The organism is Bacillus sp. EU52 (assembly GCF_037964975.1).
In the GTDB taxonomy this organism is placed as follows: domain Bacteria; phylum Bacillota; class Bacilli; order Bacillales; family Bacillaceae; genus Bacillus; species Bacillus subtilis.
The window spans coordinates 1621268-1642027 of sequence record NZ_CP150177.1; the positions used below are offsets into that span (position 1 = coordinate 1621268).

Annotated in this window: 23 protein-coding genes; 22 read left to right on the forward strand and 1 reads right to left on the reverse strand. The window is 43.1% G+C overall.

Features of this window, described 5'->3' with window-relative positions; all coding sequences use genetic code 11:
- Position 1: 1 nt before the first annotated feature.
- Positions 2 to 991, forward strand: a complete 990-nt coding sequence (gene ftsY / locus NSU05_RS08445; protein ID WP_003232026.1) for a signal recognition particle-docking protein FtsY — start codon at positions 2 to 4, stop codon at positions 989 to 991.
- A gap of 35 nt (positions 992 to 1026) precedes the next feature.
- Here ftsY and NSU05_RS08450 read toward each other — a convergent pair whose 3' ends face one another.
- On the reverse strand, positions 1027 to 1512 hold the full coding sequence (locus NSU05_RS08450) for an Ig-like domain-containing protein (protein ID WP_003245834.1): 486 nt from the start codon (positions 1510 to 1512) through the stop codon (positions 1027 to 1029).
- 177 nt (positions 1513 to 1689) lie between these two features.
- Between NSU05_RS08450 and NSU05_RS08455 the strand changes: the two genes are divergently transcribed.
- The 21 genes from NSU05_RS08455 (at position 1690) to codY (ending at position 20760) form a co-directional block, all read left to right on the forward strand.
- The gene (locus NSU05_RS08455; protein ID WP_003238590.1) at positions 1690 to 2022 is read left to right on the forward strand and encodes a putative DNA-binding protein; all 333 of its coding nucleotides are present in this window, start codon (positions 1690 to 1692) and stop codon (positions 2020 to 2022) included.
- 13 nt (positions 2023 to 2035) lie between these two features.
- Positions 2036 to 3376, forward strand: a complete 1341-nt coding sequence (gene ffh, locus NSU05_RS08460) for a signal recognition particle protein (protein ID WP_038428945.1) — start codon at positions 2036 to 2038, stop codon at positions 3374 to 3376.
- A 105-nt stretch (positions 3377 to 3481) separates the two neighbouring features.
- Positions 3482 to 3754: a 30S ribosomal protein S16 gene (rpsP, locus tag NSU05_RS08465; protein ID WP_003220815.1), complete on the forward strand. Its 273-nt coding sequence runs from the start codon at positions 3482 to 3484 to the stop codon at positions 3752 to 3754.
- Entirely contained in the window at positions 3754 to 3999 is a 246-nt protein-coding gene (locus NSU05_RS08470; RefSeq protein WP_014476792.1) for a KH domain-containing protein, read from the forward strand. Before rpsP ends, NSU05_RS08470 begins: the two co-directional genes overlap by 1 nt.
- A gap of 121 nt (positions 4000 to 4120) precedes the next feature.
- Positions 4121 to 4507, forward strand: a complete 387-nt coding sequence (locus tag NSU05_RS08475) for a YlqD family protein (protein ID WP_015715875.1) — start codon at positions 4121 to 4123, stop codon at positions 4505 to 4507.
- A 4-nt stretch (positions 4508 to 4511) separates the two neighbouring features.
- Positions 4512 to 5036 (forward strand): ribosome maturation factor RimM, encoded by a 525-nt coding sequence (gene rimM / locus NSU05_RS08480; protein WP_024572420.1) that lies wholly within the window; start codon positions 4512 to 4514, stop codon positions 5034 to 5036.
- Positions 5033 to 5764, forward strand: a complete 732-nt coding sequence (gene trmD, locus NSU05_RS08485) for a tRNA (guanosine(37)-N1)-methyltransferase TrmD (protein WP_003232011.1) — start codon at positions 5033 to 5035, stop codon at positions 5762 to 5764. The genes rimM and trmD overlap by 4 nt, the downstream gene beginning before the upstream one ends.
- 139 nt (positions 5765 to 5903) lie before the next feature.
- A complete protein-coding gene (rplS, locus tag NSU05_RS08490) occupies positions 5904 to 6251 on the forward strand; it encodes a 50S ribosomal protein L19 (RefSeq protein WP_003220825.1) in 348 nt (115 codons plus the stop codon).
- A gap of 142 nt (positions 6252 to 6393) precedes the next feature.
- Complete coding sequence (ylqF, locus tag NSU05_RS08495; RefSeq protein WP_021479300.1) at positions 6394 to 7242, forward strand: ribosome biogenesis GTPase YlqF; 849 nt, start codon at positions 6394 to 6396, stop codon at positions 7240 to 7242.
- A 70-nt stretch (positions 7243 to 7312) separates the two neighbouring features.
- A complete protein-coding gene (gene rnhB, locus NSU05_RS08500; protein WP_038428946.1) occupies positions 7313 to 8080 on the forward strand; it encodes a ribonuclease HII in 768 nt (255 codons plus the stop codon).
- A 31-nt stretch (positions 8081 to 8111) separates the two neighbouring features.
- Positions 8112 to 9842 carry a hypothetical protein gene (locus NSU05_RS08505; protein WP_038428947.1) on the forward strand — a complete coding sequence of 577 codons (1731 nt, stop codon included), beginning with the start codon at positions 8112 to 8114 and terminating at the stop codon, positions 9840 to 9842.
- Positions 9839 to 10120: a FlhB-like flagellar biosynthesis protein gene (locus NSU05_RS08510; protein ID WP_003232001.1), complete on the forward strand. Its 282-nt coding sequence runs from the start codon at positions 9839 to 9841 to the stop codon at positions 10118 to 10120. Before NSU05_RS08505 ends, NSU05_RS08510 begins: the two co-directional genes overlap by 4 nt.
- A gap of 172 nt (positions 10121 to 10292) precedes the next feature.
- Positions 10293 to 11450, forward strand: coding sequence for an ADP-forming succinate--CoA ligase subunit beta (gene sucC, locus NSU05_RS08515; RefSeq protein WP_003244732.1), 1158 nt, complete (start codon positions 10293 to 10295; stop codon positions 11448 to 11450).
- A 28-nt stretch (positions 11451 to 11478) separates the two neighbouring features.
- Positions 11479 to 12381 carry a succinate--CoA ligase subunit alpha gene (sucD, locus tag NSU05_RS08520; RefSeq protein ID WP_003238566.1) on the forward strand — a complete coding sequence of 301 codons (903 nt, stop codon included), beginning with the start codon at positions 11479 to 11481 and terminating at the stop codon, positions 12379 to 12381.
- A gap of 60 nt (positions 12382 to 12441) precedes the next feature.
- A complete protein-coding gene (dprA, locus tag NSU05_RS08525) occupies positions 12442 to 13335 on the forward strand; it encodes a DNA-processing protein DprA (RefSeq protein ID WP_038428949.1) in 894 nt (297 codons plus the stop codon).
- Between the two features lie 187 nt (positions 13336 to 13522).
- Positions 13523 to 15598, forward strand: coding sequence for a type I DNA topoisomerase (gene topA / locus NSU05_RS08530; RefSeq protein ID WP_038428950.1), 2076 nt, complete (start codon positions 13523 to 13525; stop codon positions 15596 to 15598).
- 75 nt (positions 15599 to 15673) lie between these two features.
- A complete protein-coding gene (gene trmFO, locus NSU05_RS08535; protein WP_038428951.1) occupies positions 15674 to 16981 on the forward strand; it encodes an FADH(2)-oxidizing methylenetetrahydrofolate--tRNA-(uracil(54)-C(5))-methyltransferase TrmFO in 1308 nt (435 codons plus the stop codon).
- 67 nt (positions 16982 to 17048) lie between these two features.
- The gene (xerC, locus tag NSU05_RS08540; protein ID WP_003231988.1) at positions 17049 to 17963 is read left to right on the forward strand and encodes a tyrosine recombinase XerC; all 915 of its coding nucleotides are present in this window, start codon (positions 17049 to 17051) and stop codon (positions 17961 to 17963) included.
- Between the two features lie 12 nt (positions 17964 to 17975).
- A complete protein-coding gene (gene clpQ, locus NSU05_RS08545) occupies positions 17976 to 18521 on the forward strand; it encodes an ATP-dependent protease subunit ClpQ (RefSeq protein ID WP_003238555.1) in 546 nt (181 codons plus the stop codon).
- Positions 18522 to 18537: 16 nt separating this feature from the next.
- The gene (hslU, locus tag NSU05_RS08550) at positions 18538 to 19941 is read left to right on the forward strand and encodes an HslU--HslV peptidase ATPase subunit (protein WP_038428952.1); all 1404 of its coding nucleotides are present in this window, start codon (positions 18538 to 18540) and stop codon (positions 19939 to 19941) included.
- A gap of 39 nt (positions 19942 to 19980) precedes the next feature.
- Positions 19981 to 20760 (forward strand): GTP-sensing pleiotropic transcriptional regulator CodY, encoded by a 780-nt coding sequence (gene codY, locus NSU05_RS08555; protein WP_003220850.1) that lies wholly within the window; start codon positions 19981 to 19983, stop codon positions 20758 to 20760.

Below are 20760 nucleotides of genomic sequence, written 5' to 3' on the forward strand. Positions count from 1 at the left end.
GATGAGCTTTTTTAAAAAATTAAAAGAGAAAATCACAAAACAGACAGATTCCGTATCTGAAAAGTTTAAGGATGGCCTTGAAAAAACAAGAAACTCCTTTCAAAACAAAGTGAATGATCTTGTATCCCGTTACCGTAAAGTGGATGAGGATTTCTTCGAAGAGCTTGAAGAGGTTCTTATCAGCGCGGATGTCGGTTTTACAACCGTTATGGAATTAATAGATGAGCTGAAAAAAGAAGTCAAACGCAGAAATATTCAAGATCCAAAGGAAGTCCAGTCAGTGATTTCTGAGAAACTGGTCGAGATTTATAACAGCGGAGATGAGCAAATTTCAGAACTGAACATCCAGGATGGGCGTTTAAACGTAATCCTTCTGGTAGGTGTAAACGGTGTCGGGAAAACAACAACGATCGGAAAGCTTGCTCATAAAATGAAACAAGAAGGAAAATCTGTCGTACTTGCCGCCGGAGACACTTTCAGAGCGGGAGCCATTGAACAGCTGGAAGTATGGGGAGAGCGTACAGGAGTGCCTGTCATTAAGCAGACGGCCGGAAGCGATCCGGCAGCTGTCATCTACGATGCTGTTCATGCTGCGAAAGCAAGAAATGCCGATGTATTAATTTGTGATACGGCAGGTCGTCTCCAAAACAAAGTAAATCTCATGAAAGAGCTTGAAAAAGTAAAACGTGTTATCGAAAGAGAAGTTCCTGAAGCTCCGCATGAGGTGCTGCTTGCCCTTGATGCCACGACCGGCCAAAATGCAATGGCTCAGGCAAAAGAGTTCTCTAAAGCAACAAATGTTACCGGCATTGCCTTAACGAAGCTTGACGGTACGGCAAAGGGCGGTATCGTCCTTGCGATTCGCAACGAGCTTCACATCCCGGTTAAACTAGTCGGTTTAGGAGAAAAAGTTGATGATCTTCAGGAATTTGATCCAGAATCCTATGTGTACGGACTCTTTTCAGATTTAGTGGAAAAAGCCGACGATTAAGAAAAAGGCCCCAACATCTTGGGGCCTTTTCTTTTTTATCTTCTTACTTGATAGGCGAAATGATAAAGGCTGTTATCAGTGGAAACCAGTCTTGACTCACCAGAAAAAACTCTGAATGGGATGATGTCATAGTAATGAACGGAAACAGATGTGTAATACGTATAGTAACCAGCAGCTGGCCCCAAATACATTGGAACTTCAAATGTTCCGTTTGCATCAGTCGTTCCTGAAGCAGTTTGTGTTGTGTTTCCGACCTTCGTGTCTGCTTCAAATCTTACGGGCGCGTTTGGCACTGGCTGTCCGTTTTGGTCGAGTAATTTGCCGCTTACTGTAATATTGTACTTGACTCGCCAATATTGACCTTGTCCGTAATTGATTTTACCGTATACCCCTCCATCTGTGCTGATATTTGTGATTGAGGCCTTATAAGGTGCCTCAGCAGCGTCTGCTTGCTGTGCCGGGAAACCTATTGTAAACAGGGCTGCCAGACACAACATAAACAATAAACCGATTTTTTTCATAAAAATCCTCCTTAAAATAGGGTTCATATACAATATCGGAATAAATTGGATGATATTTAGCTTATTTTGGAAAAGGTTAATCGTCGCTTTGACAAGATAAAAACTTGACAGTGTCAATAAAACCGTGTAAACTAAGTTATCGTAAAGGGATTTGACTTAACAAAGGGGAGAGCTCAAATGTCACTCGAAAAGACAACGAGAATGAATTATCTGTTTGATTTTTATCAGTCGTTGTTGACGTCAAAACAGAAGAGCTATATGTCGCTTTATTATTTGGACGATTTCTCCCTAGGCGAAATAGCCGAAGAATATGAGGTTTCAAGACAAGCTGTTTATGATAACATCAAACGAACAGAAGCGATGCTTGAACAATATGAAGAAAAGCTGCTCCTTTTGAAAAAGTTTCAGGAGCGTAAAGAGATGTTTAATAAGCTGAAGGAGCTTGCTTCCGGTTCAAAAGAAGAGGAAGAAATTACAGCTCTGATTGAAGCGCTTGAGAAATTAGATTAGGAGGCGGCAAACTATGGCATTTGAAGGATTAGCCGACCGACTGCAGCAGACGATTTCTAAAATCCGCGGAAAAGGGAAAGTCAGCGAACAAGATGTAAAAGATATGATGCGTGAGGTTCGTCTTGCGCTGCTTGAGGCTGACGTTAACTTTAAAGTAGTCAAAGATTTTGTCAAAAAAGTAAGTGAACGCGCTGTAGGCCAAGACGTCATGAAAAGTCTGACGCCCGGCCAGCAGGTCATTAAAGTTGTTAAAGAGGAACTGACTGAGCTGATGGGCGGCGAAGAGAGCAAAATCGCCGTCGCAAAAAGGCCGCCGACTGTTATTATGATGGTCGGTCTCCAAGGTGCCGGTAAAACGACAACAAGCGGTAAGCTTGCGAATCTGCTGCGCAAAAAGCATAATCGCAAACCGATGCTGGTTGCTGCCGATATTTACCGCCCAGCCGCAATTAAGCAGCTGGAAACACTCGGCAAACAGCTGGATATGCCTGTTTTCTCTCTTGGCGATCAGGTCAGTCCTGTAGAAATAGCTAAACAGGCTATTGAGAAAGCCAAGGAAGAACATTATGACTATGTCATTTTGGATACGGCAGGCCGCTTGCATATCGACCATGAACTGATGGATGAACTGACCAACGTCAAAGAAATCGCGGATCCGGAAGAAATTTTCCTGGTTGTCGATTCAATGACCGGTCAGGACGCTGTGAATGTTGCCAAAAGCTTTAATGAACAGCTCGGTTTAACCGGTGTTGTGTTAACTAAGCTGGATGGAGACACACGCGGTGGGGCTGCGCTTTCTATTCGCGCTGTCACAAACACGCCAATTAAGTTCGCAGGTTTGGGCGAAAAGCTTGATGCGTTAGAGCCGTTCCACCCTGAACGCATGGCATCAAGGATTCTCGGCATGGGCGACGTGCTGACATTGATTGAAAAAGCACAGGCCAGCGTTGATGAAGACAAAGCCAAAGAGCTGGAACAAAAAATGAGAACGATGAGCTTCACATTGGACGATTTTCTGGAGCAGCTCGGGCAAGTCAGAAACATGGGGCCGCTTGATGAGCTTCTGCAAATGATGCCGGGTGCAGGTAAAATGAAAGGCCTGAAAAACATCCAAGTTGATGAAAAACAGCTGAATCATGTGGAAGCAATCATCAAATCAATGACTGTTCTTGAAAAAGAACAGCCGGATATTATCAATGCCAGCCGGCGGAAGCGGATTGCAAAAGGAAGCGGGACATCCGTACAGGAAGTCAACCGTCTGCTTAAGCAGTTTGATGAAATGAAAAAAATGATGAAGCAGATGACAAACATGTCAAAAGGCAAGAAAAAAGGGTTTAAGCTACCTTTTATGTAATCGGTTATACATGATAAAACCGTTGTTAAGAAAAAACACTTTACAAACACTTTTATCATTGTTAATATACTATCTTGTTGAAATATTTTCGGAGGTGCTAGTAAAATGGCAGTAAAAATTCGTTTAAAACGTATGGGAGCAAAAAAATCTCCTTTCTATCGTATTGTTGTAGCAGATTCTCGTTCACCACGTGACGGCCGTTTCATCGAAACAGTCGGAACTTACAACCCGGTTGCAAAACCAGCGGAAGTAAAAATTGACGAAGAGCTTGCTCTTAAATGGCTTCAAACTGGAGCGAAACCATCTGATACAGTTCGCAACTTGTTCTCTAGCCAAGGAATCATGGAAAAATTCCACAACGCTAAACAAGGCAAGTAATGACTGATCAACACTTGGAAGATTTGATTGTCCACATTGTGACGCCGCTTGTTGATCATCCAGATGACATTCGCGTCATAAGAGAAGAAACCGATCAAAAGATTGCGCTGCGCTTATCTGTCCATAAGTCAGATACCGGTAAAGTTATCGGAAAGCAAGGCCGGACTGCAAAAGCGATTCGAACAGCTGTATTTGCAGCTGGCGCACAGTCTTCTAAGAAAGTTCAATTTGAAATATTTGACTAAAAGGGAGAGGGCCGGCACCTCCCCTTTTTTTACACGCAAAAAAAGGGTAAACTGATAGAAGCTTAGGCAAAATAGAAAAGCCTGGGCGAGTAAAAGTTTTAAAAGCGGGGAGCTTGGTGCGATGCAAATTATTCACCGTGTAGCCGTTATGCAAGTCTTAACCGAGCGCAGTAAAGAAAAGCTTTTAGCTTCTTTTGCCGAGAAGAAACAAATGCTTGAACGAGAATGCAGCCAGCTCTATTTTCAGCTTAGAAAACATGAGAAAGAACAGCAAAACCCTGATATGATTGAACAATTTAAAAAGGCAATAGAAAAGCGAAAAGATGATATGAAAATCATCGATTTTCAAATTGCTCAAGTACATACATTGCCGCTTGGCAGTGAGTTGAAAGAAAAGGAAGTCGATGCGCTGCTGACGATTGAAGCCGGGGATGACTGGCATGAGAAAACAGCAGCGAACACCATCGTCATAAAAGACGGAAAAGTAATTGAAATTCGCCAGAGGTGATCATATGACAAAGCGATGGTTTAATGTAGGCAAAATCGTAAATACCCACGGAATCAAAGGCGAAGTGCGGGTGATTTCAAAAACAGATTTTGCCGAAGAACGATACAAGCCGGGAAACACGCTGTATTTGTTTATGGACGGCCGTAACGAACCAGTGGAGGTAACGGTAAACACACATAGACTGCATAAGCAATTTCATCTCCTGCAGTTTAAAGAAAGACAAAATCTAAATGAAGTAGAAGAGCTGAAAAACGCAATCATTAAAGTTCCTGAAGAAGAATTAGGAGAGCTGAATGAGGGTGAATTTTATTTCCACGAAATTATTGGGTGTGAAGTATTTACTGAAGAAGGCGAACTCATCGGAAAGGTCAAAGAAATTTTGACGCCTGGAGCCAATGACGTTTGGGTCATCGGACGAAAAGGAAAAAAAGACGCACTCATTCCTTACATTGAATCAGTGGTCAAACATATCGATGTCAAGGAAAAGAAAATTGAGATTGAACTCATGGAAGGGTTAATAGACGAATGAAAATCGACTTTTTGACGCTGTTTCCCGAAATGTTTGAAGGCGTGCTCGGCTCATCGATTCTTCAAAAAGCCCAGGAAAAAGATGCGGTGCAGTTTCAAGTCGTAAATTTCCGAGAGTACTCTGATAACAAGCACAATACTGTTGATGATTATCCTTATGGCGGCGGGGCAGGCATGGTTCTCAAGCCCCAGCCTGTTTTTGACGCGGTCGAGGACCTGACATCAAAGGCAGCCGCTGCTCCGCGTATTATCCTCGTATGCCCGCAAGGTGAGCGTTTTACCCAAAAAAAAGCCGAGCAATTAGCAAAGGAAGAGCATTTGCTGTTCATTTGCGGCCATTATGAAGGCTATGATGAACGCATTCGCGAGCACTTGGTAACGGATGAAATATCAATTGGCGACTTTGTTCTGACGGGCGGTGAGCTCCCTGCAATGATGATCGCAGACAGTGTGGTCAGACTGCTTCCGGGTGTACTGGGTAAAGAGGCTTCCCATATTGAGGATTCCTTCAGCACCGGACTTTTAGAGCACCCGCATTATACAAGACCGGCAGATTACAAAGGTTTAAAAGTGCCTGAAACACTCTTGTCAGGAAACCATGCAAAAATTGAAGAATGGCGGAATAAAGAATCGATCAGAAGGACCTACCTAAGACGTCCGGATCTGTTGAAAGACTACCCGCTTACAGAGCAGCAAAGAAAGTGGATTTCTGAATGGGAAAAAGAATAGATTTTATTGCATAGGCTATGAAATTGTGATAAGATACTACTTGTGGCTTAAGCGGGCTTATCCGCTGCAAGCTTGAAAACGATGTTCCGCTGTGCCGGTTTTTGTGGCCAAGAGCATCTGTTGGAAGGAGTTGAAAACGATGCAAAAACTAATTGAAGATATCACAAAAGAACAGCTTCGTACTGATCTTCCTGCGTTCCGTCCTGGTGACACTTTACGTGTACACGTTAAAGTTGTTGAGGGTAACCGTGAGCGTATCCAGATCTTTGAAGGTGTTGTGATTAAGCGTCGTGGTGGTGGAATCAGCGAAACGTTCACAGTTCGTAAGATTTCTTACGGTGTTGGCGTTGAACGTACTTTCCCAGTACACACACCAAAAATCGCGAAAATCGAAGTTGTACGTTACGGTAAAGTACGCCGTGCTAAACTTTACTACCTGCGTGAACTTCGCGGAAAAGCGGCTCGTATTAAAGAGATCAGACGATAATGATAACGAACGAAAAGAGCTTGTTACCTGTAACAAGCTCTTTTTTTATACAGAATTTGAAAATGCCGGACAGGCATCGTAAAATACATAAAGGACAACAATGAATCATGCATACTGAAGATAAAGGCGGTGTTCGTGTCACATGACAATTCAATGGTTCCCGGGCCATATGGCAAAAGCAAGAAGGGAAGTAACCGAAAAATTAAAATTAATCGATATCGTATATGAATTGGTAGATGCCAGAATTCCAATGTCATCAAGAAACCCAATGATTGAAGATATTCTAAAAAACAAGCCGCGAATTATGCTGTTAAACAAGGCTGACAAAGCAGATGCGGCAGTTACACAGCAGTGGAAAGAGCACTTTGAGAAGCAGGGGATCCGCTCTCTGTCTATTAATTCTGTAAATGGACAAGGGTTAAATCAAATTGTGCCTGCATCAAAAGAGATCCTCCAAGAAAAATTTGACCGGATGCGTGCGAAAGGTGTGAAGCCGAGAGCGATTCGTGCTTTGATTATCGGTATTCCAAACGTCGGAAAATCAACACTCATCAACCGGCTTGCAAAGAAAAACATAGCAAAAACGGGAGACAGACCTGGTATTACAACCTCTCAACAGTGGGTCAAAGTTGGGAAAGAATTAGAGCTATTAGATACACCGGGAATTTTGTGGCCTAAATTTGAGGATGAGCTTGTCGGTTTGAGACTGGCAGTCACCGGGGCTATTAAAGACTCGATTATCAATTTGCAGGACGTGGCCGTGTTTGGTCTTCGTTTTCTCGAAGAACATTACCCAGAACGGCTCAAGGAGCGTTATGGCCTTGAGGAGATCCCAGAGGACATTGCCGAGCTGTTTGATGCAATAGGTGAAAAGCGGGGCTGTCTCATGAGCGGTGGGCTCATTAACTATGATAAGACGACTGAAGTCATCATTCGCGATATTCGCACTGAAAAGTTCGGCAGGCTGTCATTTGAACAGCCGACGATGTAAAGGCGCGCAGAAATGCGGGTCTTTATTTTTTCTTGGCTGAACCGATACATACAGTAAGGGAGAAGAGAAAGTGAATACATTAACCGTAAAGGACATTAAAGACCGTTTGCAGGAAGTGAAGGATGCACAAGACCCATTTATTGCCCAATGCGTAAACGACCCGAGAAAAAGCGTTCAAACGCTTGTAGAGCAATGGCTTAAAAAGCAAGCGAAAGAAAAAGCGCTGAAAGAACAATGGGTGAATATGACTTCCTATGAAAGGCTGGCAAGAAACAAAGGATTTCGCTTGATTGCAGGTGTTGACGAGGTCGGCCGGGGGCCATTGGCAGGACCAGTTGTCGCCAGCGCAGTCATCCTTCCAGAGGAATGTGAAATACTTGGGCTGACAGACTCCAAAAAGCTTTCAGAGAAAAAACGCGAGGAATATTACGAGCTTATTATGAAGGAAGCACTGGCGGTCGGGATAGGAATTGTAGAAGCTACTGTGATTGATGAGATCAATATATATGAAGCTTCAAAAATGGCAATGGTGAGAGCGATACAGGATTTGTCGGATACACCTGATTATTTGCTTGTTGACGCAATGACACTTCCGCTCGACACGGCTCAGGCGTCAATTATAAAAGGCGATGCCAAAAGCGTGTCTATTGCGGCAGGTGCGTGTATCGCAAAAGTGACGAGGGACCGAATGATGAGCGCTTATGCCGAAACGTATCCCATGTACGGCTTTGAAAAAAATAAAGGCTATGGGACAAAAGAACATTTGGAAGCTCTCGCTGCATACGGCCCAACTGAATTGCACCGCAAAACTTTCGCTCCTGTTCAATCTTTCAGATAAATCACCATGGACAAGGAGGCACCTTTTTAAAATGAACATACGAAATGATGTGCAAAAGGCGCTGCGGCACCTTTTCGGGCGTACAGCCGTCCCGCAGGAAACATCAAAAGTAAACGAAGCGCTAAACGGGGAGAAGCGTCTCCTCTTAGGAAAAGTGCTTCGTTTACTAGGAGATCAGCATGCCCTGATCCAAGTCGGCAATCAAACTGTTCAGGGAAAACTTGAAACCCAGCTTCGTCCTCAGGCATACTATTGGTTTTCCTACGAAAAAAAAACGGCAGAGCAAACAGGCCGTCTTCAGGTCGTTCAAAGCTTTGATCAAAATCCTAAAACCATTCAGGATGCAGCTGGCAAGCTTTTAAATGCCATGTCAGTGAAGACGTCAAACGCAGCTCTCATGATGACAGGAGCGATGCTGAAGAGCAAAACACCCGTAACAGAAAATGATATCAAAACAGCTGTCCGCTGGATGGACACGCTGCCTTCGCAAGACACAAAAAAAGCAGTTGAAACGGTTCTCTTCGCTTTAAAGCGTGATCTTCCCATTCACTCCGAGATTTTGAATGGTGTTCACGCTGTGAAATCGCCTGTTCCGTTGCATCAGCACGTATCCCAGCTGCTACAGGCAATCGACCAAAACCCTCAGCAGAGCCAAATGATGTCAAAGCTAAAGGAAGCAATTACGGTGCTTTTAAATAGTGAAATCGATGTCCATGCAGAACGGCTGATTGATAAGCTTATTTCTTTAACCGACAATACGAAAGCACCTTCTCCGACGAATACAGCTGGAAGCAGGGAGCTTAGCACACCAGCTGGCTCCCCCGGAAAAGCCAGCCTGCCGATTGCAAATCACACAGCAGAACAGGGAAGCATACAAGAAGAGCCTGTTAAAACAGCAGCAGACATTCCAATTAAAGAAGCCCGCCAGCTGCTGGTGAAGCTGACGGAATCTGCTGAAAAAAACAGTCTCCAAATTGTGAAAGAAGCAGCAAATTGGATTAAAGCGGCTGCTTCATCGGGTGATAGTAAGTCACTTGCAGCTTCAGCTGTTTTACAAGCGGCACAAGTCACAGACCAGGAAGCCGAAGTCTTTTTAAAGGCTGTTCAGCAGACAGCACCCCATTTGGCGGATAAGGCAGATGTTCTTTCTTTCTTATCCAAAGTGAAAACGGCAATCGGCGCAAGGGACGAAGTTGCGTTCATTAAAGCGTTTGAACAAGGAAGCGCAGTCACATCTGGCGAAATGCAATCCATCAAGCTGGCTCTTTCTGCCTTAAGAGCATCGCATGAGGTAGCCGAACCAGTCAAACAAGAAGCCAATCAGCTTTTTCATAAATTAAATGGCCAGCTTTTCATGCAGCAGGAGCATCCATCATACAGCCAAATTGTAATGTCATTTCCGATGTTTTCGAAGTCAGGGGTTCAGGACATGACTGTTCTGTTTAAAGGAAAGAAAGAAGCGGATGGAAAGCTTGATCCTTCCCATTGCCGCCTTTTGTTTTTGCTGCAGCTTGATACACTAAAAGAAACCGTCGTTGATTGCTTGGTACAGCAAAAAGTCATGACCATTACAATAGAGACTGATTTCGAGCTGCAGGCTGCGATCGATCCGATGGTGCCCGCGCTTAAACAGGGGCTAAAGGAAATGGGGTACAGCCTTTCAGGGGTAAACGCTAAAAAAAGGGTTCACACCGAAGAAAAGGCTTCAATCGATCAATATATAACAAGTATCAGTGATCAGGAAGTGGATGTGAAAATATGAAAGAGCAGACACCGATCAGAAAAGCTGTTGCTCTCCATTATGACGAACAAAAAGACAAGGCGCCGAGAGTGATTGCCACAGGAAAGGGCCATGTAGCTGACAACATTATCAAAGAAGCAAAAAAAGCAGGGGTCCCGATTCAAGAAGATCGGACTCTTGTCGAATTAATGCGCCATTTGACGGTAGATGATCAAATTCCTGAAGCTCTTTATGAAACGGTAGCCGAGATTTTTTCATTCATTTACAAATTGGACGAAAGCGTAAAAAACAAAAAATAGCTAAAATATTCCCCATCCTCCTTTGAAATTTATGTTTTTAATAAAGTAAAAGTTTGAATGTTTAGAAGGATTAAAAGATTTTGCATCGAACTGTAGACAATTCTTCCAGTAATATTATAGAATGAAAGCGCAGTCTATTTTAGTTTTGTTACATAAGTTAGGAGGATGGGAAATGAATATCCATGAGTACCAGGGAAAAGAAGTCCTCAGAAAATATGGGGTATCTGTTCCTGAAGGTAAAGTGGCTTTTACAGCAGAAGAAGCAGTTGAGAGTGCAAAGAGCTTATCCAGCTCGGTTTATGTCGTAAAGGCTCAAATTCATGCTGGCGGTCGAGGCAAAGCTGGTGGGGTAAAAATAGCAAAATCATTAGACGAAGTAAAAGCGTATGCCGAAGAACTATTAGGGAAGACCCTAGTTACACATCAGACGGGTCCGGACGGCCAAGTAATAAAACGCTTACTTATTGAAGAAGGCTGCGATATTAAAAAAGAATATTACATCGGTCTAGTGCTTGACCGCGCCACTTCAAGAATCGTTTTGATGGCTTCTGAAGAAGGCGGAACGGAAATTGAAGAGGTTGCGGAGAAAACACCGGAAAAAATCAAAAAAGCTGTCATTGATCCGGCTGTTGGCCTTCAAGGCTATCAAGCCAGAGAAATTGCATTCGCTATTAATATTCCAAAAGAGCTCGTGGGAAAAGCTGCTAAATTTATGCTTGGACTATATAAAGCGTTTGTTGAGAAAGACTGCTCAATCGCCGAAATCAATCCGCTTGTTGTTACCGGCGACGGAAATGTGATGGCGCTTGATGCAAAATTGAATTTTGACAGCAATGCGTTGTACCGACAAAAGGACATTATGGAATACAGAGATTTGGATGAAGAAGATCCGAAAGAAATTGAAGCGTCCAAATATGATCTAAGCTACATTTCCCTTGATGGAAATATCGGCTGTATGGTAAACGGCGCGGGGCTTGCAATGTCTACGATGGATATTATCAAGCATTATGGAGGAGAACCGGCCAACTTCCTTGATGTGGGCGGCGGTGCAACCGCGGAAAAAGTCACGGAAGCATTTAAAATCATTCTTTCTGATCAAAACGTTAAAGGGATTTTTGTCAACATTTTCGGCGGCATTATGAAATGTGATGTCATCGCAGAAGGGGTTGTTGAAGCGACTAGACAAGTTGGTTTGACATTGCCGCTTGTCGTCCGTCTTGAAGGCACAAACGTGGATCTAGGGAAGAAAATCCTTAGTGAATCAGGATTAAACATTACATCTGCGGAATCAATGGCTGACGGCGCGCAGAAAATCGTATCCTTAGTTTAAGAAAGAATGAAAGGCAGGGGACCAAATAATGAGTGTTTTCATTAATAAAGATACAAGAGTTATTGTGCAAGGGATTACAGGTTCTACCGCTTTATTTCATACGAAGCAGATGCTTGAATACGGCACAAATATCGTTGGCGGTGTAACACCTGGAAAAGGCGGAACAGAAGCGGAAGGTGTTCCTGTATTTAATACAGTGGCTGAAGCAGTTCAAACGACCGGCGCTAACGCGTCTGTTATATATGTGCCCGCACCGTTTGCAGCTGATGCGATTATGGAAGCGGTAGATGCGGAGCTTGATCTCGTGATTTGTATCACAGAACATATCCCGGTTTTGGATATGGTGAAGGTCAAACGCTTCATGGAAGGCAAGAAAACGAGACTGATAGGGCCGAACTGTCCTGGTGTCATTACGCCTGAAGAATGTAAAATCGGCATTATGCCCGGATACATCCATAAAAAGGGTCATGTAGGCGTTGTATCACGTTCAGGAACATTAACATACGAAGCGGTGCACCAGCTCTCAGAAGCGGGTGTAGGGCAATCTACAGCTGTTGGAATCGGCGGCGACCCTGTAAATGGAACAAACTTTATTGACGTTTTAAAAGCGTTTAACGAAGATCCTGACACACACGCAGTCATCATGATTGGCGAAATCGGCGGTACGGCCGAAGAGGAAGCGGCAGAGTGGGTAAAAGCCAACATGACAAAACCGGTAGTCGGTTTTATCGGCGGTAAAACAGCACCTCCTGGGAAGCGCATGGGGCATGCAGGCGCCATTATTTCCGGCGGAAAAGGGACAGCTGATGAAAAAATCAAAACCCTTAATGCATGCGGAATCGAAGTTGCAGAGACACCTTCTGTCATGGGTGAAACCTTAATCAAGGTGCTGAAAGAGAAGAACTTGTTCGAAACTTGTAAAACGCATTAATAAAAAAGGGACAGCCGTCAAGGCTGTTCCTGCTTTTTCTAACAAAAGGAGGTCAATATATTGGATCAGGCCGCTGCCTGCCTAACGATTTGCAGAATCAATCAATTATTATCCCCATCCCTTCTATTAAAATGGTGGAAAGCCGAGCCGTCTATGTCGCTGACATCACCCGTGTTACAAACGGTTACTCGTGATCAAATAAAAGCAGCTGCATTAAAAAACGAAATAGAACAATTTTATCCAAAGCTCCCGCGTGTACTTGCTGCTTATCGTGAGCAAGGCATTAACACCATCCCTATTTCTTCAAAGCAATATCCTTTCTGGCTTAAAAGCATTTATGATCCCCCCGCCGTACTGTTTGCAAAAGGTGATATGACTCTTCTTTCGAAAGGGAGAAAAATTGGAATTGTAGGGACAAGAAATCCAACAGCTTATGGGAAACAAGTTGTCAATCATCTTACAAAAGAGATCTGTCGTAAAGGTTGGGTGATTGTCAGCGGACTGGCGTCTGGGATAGACGGAATGTCCCATGCTGCAAGTATTAAGGCGAAGGGGCGGACAATTGGCGTCATTGCAGGCGGATTTCAACACATTTATCCCCGAGAAAACCTTCAGTTAGCAGATCACATGGCTAAACACCATATCCTGCTGTCAGAGCACCCACCTGAAACTAAACCCCAAAAATGGCATTTCCCTATGAGAAACCGTATTATCAGCGGACTAAGTGAAGGCGTTATTGTCGTTCAGGGCAAAGAAAAAAGCGGTTCGCTGATTACTGCCTATCAAGCATTGGAACAAGGGAGAGAGGTATTTGCCGTACCCGGTTCATTGTTTGACCCTTACGCCGGAGGTCCTATAAAACTGATCCAGCAGGGGGCTAAAGCCATATGGTCAGCAGAGGATATTTTCGAGGAACTTCCTGAGAGAAACGTTCAATATACGGAACCCTTTTGAATTATCGTTTGACAAACGGTATTGTAATATTTAATAATAGTGAGGATTTAAAGTTGCATATTGTTTTCTATTTAATTAATGACGTTCATGATAAAGAATGAAATGTTGAAAGCCAAATAAAGACAGCTGCAAAAATAAAATTGAAATATCTTGAAAAGAGAGAGAACACCTCTTGAGGGGGATGAAAATGTCTGATTATCTAGTCATCGTGGAATCGCCCGCTAAGGCGAAAACGATTGAACGTTACTTAGGTAAAAAATATAAAGTAAAAGCATCAATGGGACATGTCCGGGATCTTCCAAAAAGTCAAATGGGAGTTGACATAGAACAGAATTTTGAACCGAAATATATTACCATTCGAGGTAAAGGCCCGGTATTAAAAGAGCTGAAAACGGCTGCGAAAAAAGCCAAAAAAGTGTATCTCGCAGCCGACCCCGACAGAGAAGGGGAAGCGATTGCATGGCATTTGGCACACAGTCTTGATTTAGATCTCAACTCAGACTGCCGTGTGGTGTTTAACGAAATTACAAAAGACGCTATTAAGGAATCGTTTAAGCATCCCCGCATGATCAATATGGATTTAGTGGATGCACAGCAAGCGAGACGTATTTTAGACAGGCTTGTCGGATATAAAATCAGTCCAATCTTATGGAAAAAAGTCAAAAAAGGGCTTAGCGCAGGACGCGTGCAATCCGTTGCCCTCCGTTTGATTATTGACCGTGAAAAAGAGATTAACGACTTTAAGCCTGAGGAATATTGGACAATTGACGGTACGTTCTTAAAAGGTCAAGAAACCTTTGAAGCGAGCTTTTTCGGGAAAAACGGCAAAAAACTTCCTTTAAATAGTGAAGCTGATGTAAAAGAGATTCTTTCTCAGCTCAAAGGGAATCAATATACAGTTGAAAAAGTAACCAAAAAGGAACGCAAACGTAATCCCGCTTTGCCTTTTACCACTTCTACCCTGCAGCAGGAAGCGGCTCGCAAGCTCAATTTCAGAGCGAAGAAAACGATGATGATTGCACAGCAATTATATGAAGGAATTGATTTAGGAAGAGAAGGAACGGTTGGTCTGATCACGTATATGAGAACGGATTCAACCCGTATTTCAAATACGGCTGTTGATGAAGCAGCTGCATTTATTGATCAGACTTATGGAAAAGAGTTCCTAGGCGGAAAACGGAAGCCTGCGAAAAAGAATGAAAATGCCCAGGATGCCCACGAAGCAATTCGGCCGACATCAGTTCTTAGAAAACCAAGTGAATTAAAAGCAGTCCTCGGCAGAGACCAAATGAGACTGTATAAATTAATTTGGGAGCGTTTTGTTGCCAGCCAAATGGCACCGGCTGTTCTCGATACAATGAGTGTCGACCTGACAAACAACGGTTTGACATTTCGTGCAAATGGAAGTAAAGTCAAGTTTTCCGGGTTTATGAAGGTGTATGTTGAAGGAAAAGACGACCAAATGGAAGAAAAAGACCGGATGCTGCCTGACTTACAAGAAGGCGACACGGTATTATCAAAAGATATAGAACCTGAGCAGCATTTTACCCAGCCGCCTCCGCGATATACTGAGGCCCGGCTTGTTAAAACCCTTGAAGAACGCGGTATCGGCCGTCCATCCACATATGCTCCGACACTTGATACTATTCAGCGGCGCGGCTACGTGGCATTGGATAATAAACGTTTCGTTCCGACTGAATTAGGTCAGATCGTTCTTGACTTGATCATGGAGTTTTTCCCTGAGATCATTAACGTTGAGTTTACAGCTAAAATGGAGAGAGATCTTGATCATGTTGAAGAAGGAAATACCGAATGGGTCAAGATTATCGATAATTTCTACACCGATTTTGAAAAACGCGTGAAAAAAGCCGAATCGGAAATGAAGGAAGTTGAGATTGAACCAGAGTATGCTGGAGAAGATTGTGAATTGTGCAGTTCTCCAATGGTATATAAAATGGGACGGTACGGTAAATTCTTAGCTTGCTCCAACTTCCCTGACTGCCGGAACACGAAACCGATTGTGAAACAAATCGGTGTGAAGTGCCCGAGCTGCGGAGAAGGAAACATTGTTGAGCGAAAATCGAAAAAGAAACGGGTATTTTACGGCTGTGACCGTTATCCGGACTGTGAATTCGTATCATGGGACAAACCAATTGAACGAAAATGCCCGAAATGTGAAAAAATGCTCGTCGAGAAAAAACTCAAAAAAGGCATACAAGTCCAATGCGTGGAATGCGATTATAAGGAAGAACCACAGAAGTAGCGGTGAGCAGGGTCTTGCTCACCTTCTTTGTGTGTTAAAAGAAGGCCTTGAATAATAAACTAGGAGATGTGAAAGATGAACCAACAAACAGTGAATGTAATCGGAGCCGGACTCGCAGGAAGTGAAGCAGCATGGCAGCTTGCCAAACGTGGGATTCAAGTCAAATTGTATGAAATGCGGCCAGTTAAACAAACGCCTGCGCACCATACAGATAAATTTGCTGAGCTTGTCTGCAGCAACTCTCTTCGCTCTAATACGCTTGCTAACGCTGTCGGTGTATTAAAGGAAGAAATGCGTGCGCTTGATTCAGCCATTATCGCTGCGGCTGACGAATGTTCGGTGCCTGCCGGGGGCGCTCTTGCAGTAGACCGTCATGAATTTGCCGCAAGTGTGACAAATCGGGTGAAAAATCATCCAAACGTAACCGTTATTAATGAAGAAGTGACTGAAATTCCTGAAGGCCCTACTATCATCGCAACGGGTCCGTTAACATCTGAATCGCTGTCTGCCCAGCTGAAGGAGCTGACTGGAGAGGACTATTTATATTTTTATGACGCAGCGGCGCCAATTGTAGAAAAAGACAGCCTTGATATGGATAAAGTGTACCTGAAATCCCGTTATGATAAAGGTGAAGCAGCATATTTGAACTGCCCGATGACAGAAGAAGAGTTTGACCGTTTTCATGAAGCATTAACATCAGCAGAAACAGTGCCGTTAAAAGAATTTGAAAAAGAGATTTTCTTTGAAGGCTGCATGCCGATTGAAGTTATGGCAAAACGGGGTAAGAAAACAATGCTTTTCGGTCCGATGAAACCGGTTGGTCTAGAGCATCCTGTTACAGGAAAACGCCCTTATGCCGTCGTTCAGCTCAGACAGGATGATGCTGCGGGAACACTTTATAATATTGTAGGATTCCAGACTCATTTAAAATGGGGAGACCAAAAGGAAGTTCTCAAGTTGATTCCAGGACTTGAAAATGTAGAAATCGTCAGATATGGCGTGATGCACAGAAACACATTTATTAACTCTCCAAGCCTGTTAAAGCCGACTTATCAATTTAAAAACCGCAGTGATCTGTTCTTTGCAGGCCAAATGACGGGAGTAGAAGGATATGTGGAATCAGCTGCCTCAGGACTTGTAGCAGGCATTAATGCGGCGAAGCTTGTATTGGGAGAAGAGCTTGTGATCTTCCCTCAGGAAACCGCAATTGGCAGTATGGCACATTATATTACAACAACAAACCAGAAGAACTTCCAGCCGATGAATGCAAACTTTGGGCTTTTAAAAGAATTGTCAGTTAAAATTAAAAATAAAAAAGAACGAAATGAACAATACGCGAACCGTGCGATTGAAACAATTCAAACAATTTCGAAAACAATATAGGTATTGATTGCAACCTGAGCGCGATTTGTGATACCATTTAAAAGCCCTTCCTGGGGAGGTATTAGGCATGGAGAATGTTAAGAATTTCGTAAAATTATTCGTTGAATATTTACAAATTGAAAAAAATTATTCACAATATACTATTGTGAATTATGTGGATTCAATTGAAGAATTCGAGACTTTCCTGCGCGTTCAAGGTATAAATGGATTTGAAGAAGCTGCATATCAAGATACTAGGATTTTTTTGACAGAAGCCTATGAAAAAGGTTTATCGAGAAGAACAATAAGCAAAAAGATATCTGCATTAAGAAGCTTTTATAAGTTTCTGATGCGGGAAAAGCTTATTGAAGAAAATCCGTTTCAGCTTGTTCATCTGCCAAAACAGGAGAAACGGATACCGAAGTTTCTATATCAAAAAGAGCTTGAGGAGCTGTTTGAAGTTTCAGATATAAGCCAGCCGGCCGGAATGAGGGATCAAGCGCTGTTAGAGCTGCTCTATGCCACCGGAATGAGGGTCAGTGAATGCTGTTCCATAACTATTAACGACGTTGATTTATTTATGGACACTGTGCTTGTTCACGGTAAAGGCAAGAAGCAGCGCTATATCCCCTTTGGGTCTTATGCCCGCGAAGCGTTGAAGGTATACATGAATAGCGGAAGACAGTGCTTGCTGATGAAGGCAAAAGAACCTCATGATCTATTATTCGTAAATCAAAGAGGCGGACCGCTTACAGCCCGTGGCATCAGACATATTTTAAGCGGGCTTGTTCAAAAAGCGTCAAGCACTTTACATATCCATCCGCATATGCTTCGACATACGTTCGCCACGCATCTGTTAAATGAAGGAGCGGATTTGAGAAGCGTTCAAGAACTGCTCGGGCATTCCAATCTGTCTTCTACACAGATATACACGCACGTTTCGAAGGAAATGTTGAGAAACACATATATGTCTCACCATCCAAGAGCATTTAAGAAAAATTAAAGGAGGCCCTTTATGTCATCTTTTCATGCGACCACAATATTTGCCGTACAGCATAAAGGACGAAGCGCTATGTCCGGAGACGGCCAAGTAACATTTGGTCAGGCTGTTGTCATGAAACACACGGCACGGAAAGTGAGAAAACTGTTTAACGGCAAAGTTCTTGCTGGCTTTGCGGGATCTGTTGCAGACGCTTTCACTTTATTCGAAAAGTTTGAAGCTAAGCTTGAAGAATATAACGGCAACTTAAAACGGGCGGCTGTTGAGCTTGCGAAGGAATGGCGCAGTGATAAAGTGCTAAGAAAGCTCGAAGCCATGCTGATTGTTATGAATCAGGATACTTTGCTTCTCGTATCGGGAACAGGCGAGGTGATCGAACCAGATGACGGCATTCTCGCGATTGGATCAGGAGGCAATTACGCTTTGGCAGCGGGAAGAGCACTGAAAAAGCATGCCGGGGAAAGCATGTCTGCAAGTGAGATTGCCAGAGCCGCGTTAGAAACAGCAGGCGAAATTTGTGTTTACACGAACGATCAAATCATACTGGAAGAGCTTGAATAGAAAGGACTTGAGGCGCATGGAAAAAAAACCGTTAACTCCTAGACAGATTGTAGATCGGTTAGACCTATATATTGTCGGTCAGCAAAATGCGAAAAAAGCTGTCGCCGTGGCATTAAGAAACCGCTATAGAAGAAGTCTTCTGGATGAAAAGCTGAAGGACGAGGTCGTTCCGAAAAACATTTTAATGATGGGTCCTACCGGCGTCGGGAAAACTGAAATTGCCAGACGAATCGCTAAGCTTTCAGGTGCGCCATTTATCAAAATTGAAGCTACTAAATTTACCGAAGTCGGCTATGTAGGCAGAGATGTTGAATCAATGGTCAGAGATCTTGTGGAGACTTCTGTTCGGCTTATAAAAGAAGAGAAAATGAATGAAGTAAAGGAACAGGCAGAAGAAAATGCAAACAAACGCATTGTTCGTCTGTTAGTTCCTGGGAAGAAAAAACAATCTGGCGTTAAAAATCCGTTTGAAATGTTTTTTGGAGGCAGCCAGCCGAATGGTGAAGATGAGGCGGAGAGCCAGGAAGAAGCAAACATCGAAGAAAAAAGAAAACGAATGGCACATCAGCTGGCTTTAGGAGAGCTCGAAGACTACTATGTAACAGTAGAAGTCGAAGAGCAGCAGCCTTCTATGTTTGACATGCTGCAGGGCTCGGGTATGGAGCAGATGGGTATGAACATGCAGGATGCGCTGAGCGGATTAATGCCAAAGAAAAAGAAACGGCGCAAAATGACAGTCAGAGAAGCCAGAAAAGTCCTGACGAATGAAGAAGCAAGCAAACTCATCGATATGGATGAAGTCGGCCAGGAAGCTGTTCAGAGAGCAGAAGAGAGCGGGATTATCTTTATCGATGAGATTGATAAAATCGCAAAGAACGGCGGTGCATCTTCTTCTGCCGATGTTTCAAGAGAAGGCGTTCAGCGGGATATCCTTCCGATTGTTGAAGGTTCTACCGTTGTCACAAAATATGGTTCTGTAAAAACAGACCATGTATTATTTATTGCAGCAGGAGCGTTTCATATGGCCAAACCGTCTGATTTGATTCCTGAGCTGCAGGGGCGTTTCCCGATTCGTGTAGAACTGAACAAACTCACGGTAGACGACTTCGTGAGAATTTTGGTTGAGCCGGATAATGCGCTGCTGAAACAATATCAGGCATTATTGCAGACAGAAGGTATATCTCTTGAATTTTCTGACGAAGCTATTCATAAGATTGCTGAAGTTGCTTATCATGTGAACCAGGACACAGATAATATCGGTGCGAGACGCCTTCATACAATACTTGAACGCCTATTAGAAGATTTGTCGTTTGAAGCTCCAGATGTAACGATGGAGAAAATAACGATTACACCACAGTATGTCGAAGAAAAGCTCGGAACGATAGCCAAAAACAAAGATTTAAGTCAATTTATATTGTGAAAAATTTAATATGAGGAATGTTTAGGAGGATTATTTATCATGGCTTTATTACAAAAAACAAGAATTATTAACTCCATGCTGCAAGCTGCGGCAGGGAAACCGGTAAACTTCAAGGAAATGGCGGAGACGCTGCGGGATGTAATTGATTCCAATATTTTCGTTGTAAGCCGCAGAGGGAAACTCCTTGGGTATTCTATTAACCAGCAAATTGAAAATGATCGTATGAAAAAAATGCTTGAGGATCGTCAATTCCCTGAAGAATATACGAAAAATCTGTTTAATGTCCCTGAAACATCTTCTAACTTGGATATTAATAGTGAATATACTGCTTTCCCTGTTGAGAACAGAGACCTGTTTCAAGCTGGTTTAACAACAATTGTGCCGATCATCGGAGGCGGGGAAAGATTAGGAACACTTATTCTTTCACGTTTACAAGATCAATTCAATGACGATGACTTAATTCTAGCTGAATACGGCGCAACAGTTGTCGGAATGGAAATCCTAAGAGAAAAAGCAGAAGAAATTGAAGAGGAAGCAAGAAGCAAAGCTGTCGTACAAATGGCTATCAGCTCGCTTTCTTACAGTGAACTTGAAGCAATTGAGCACATTTTTGAGGAGCTTGACGGAAACGAAGGTCTTCTTGTTGCAAGTAAAATTGCTGACCGTGTCGGCATTACCCGTTCTGTTATTGTGAACGCACTCAGAAAGCTGGAGAGCGCCGGTGTTATCGAGTCTAGATCATTAGGAATGAAAGGTACTTATATCAAGGTACTAAACAACAAATTCCTAATTGAATTAGAAAATCTAAAATCTCATTAA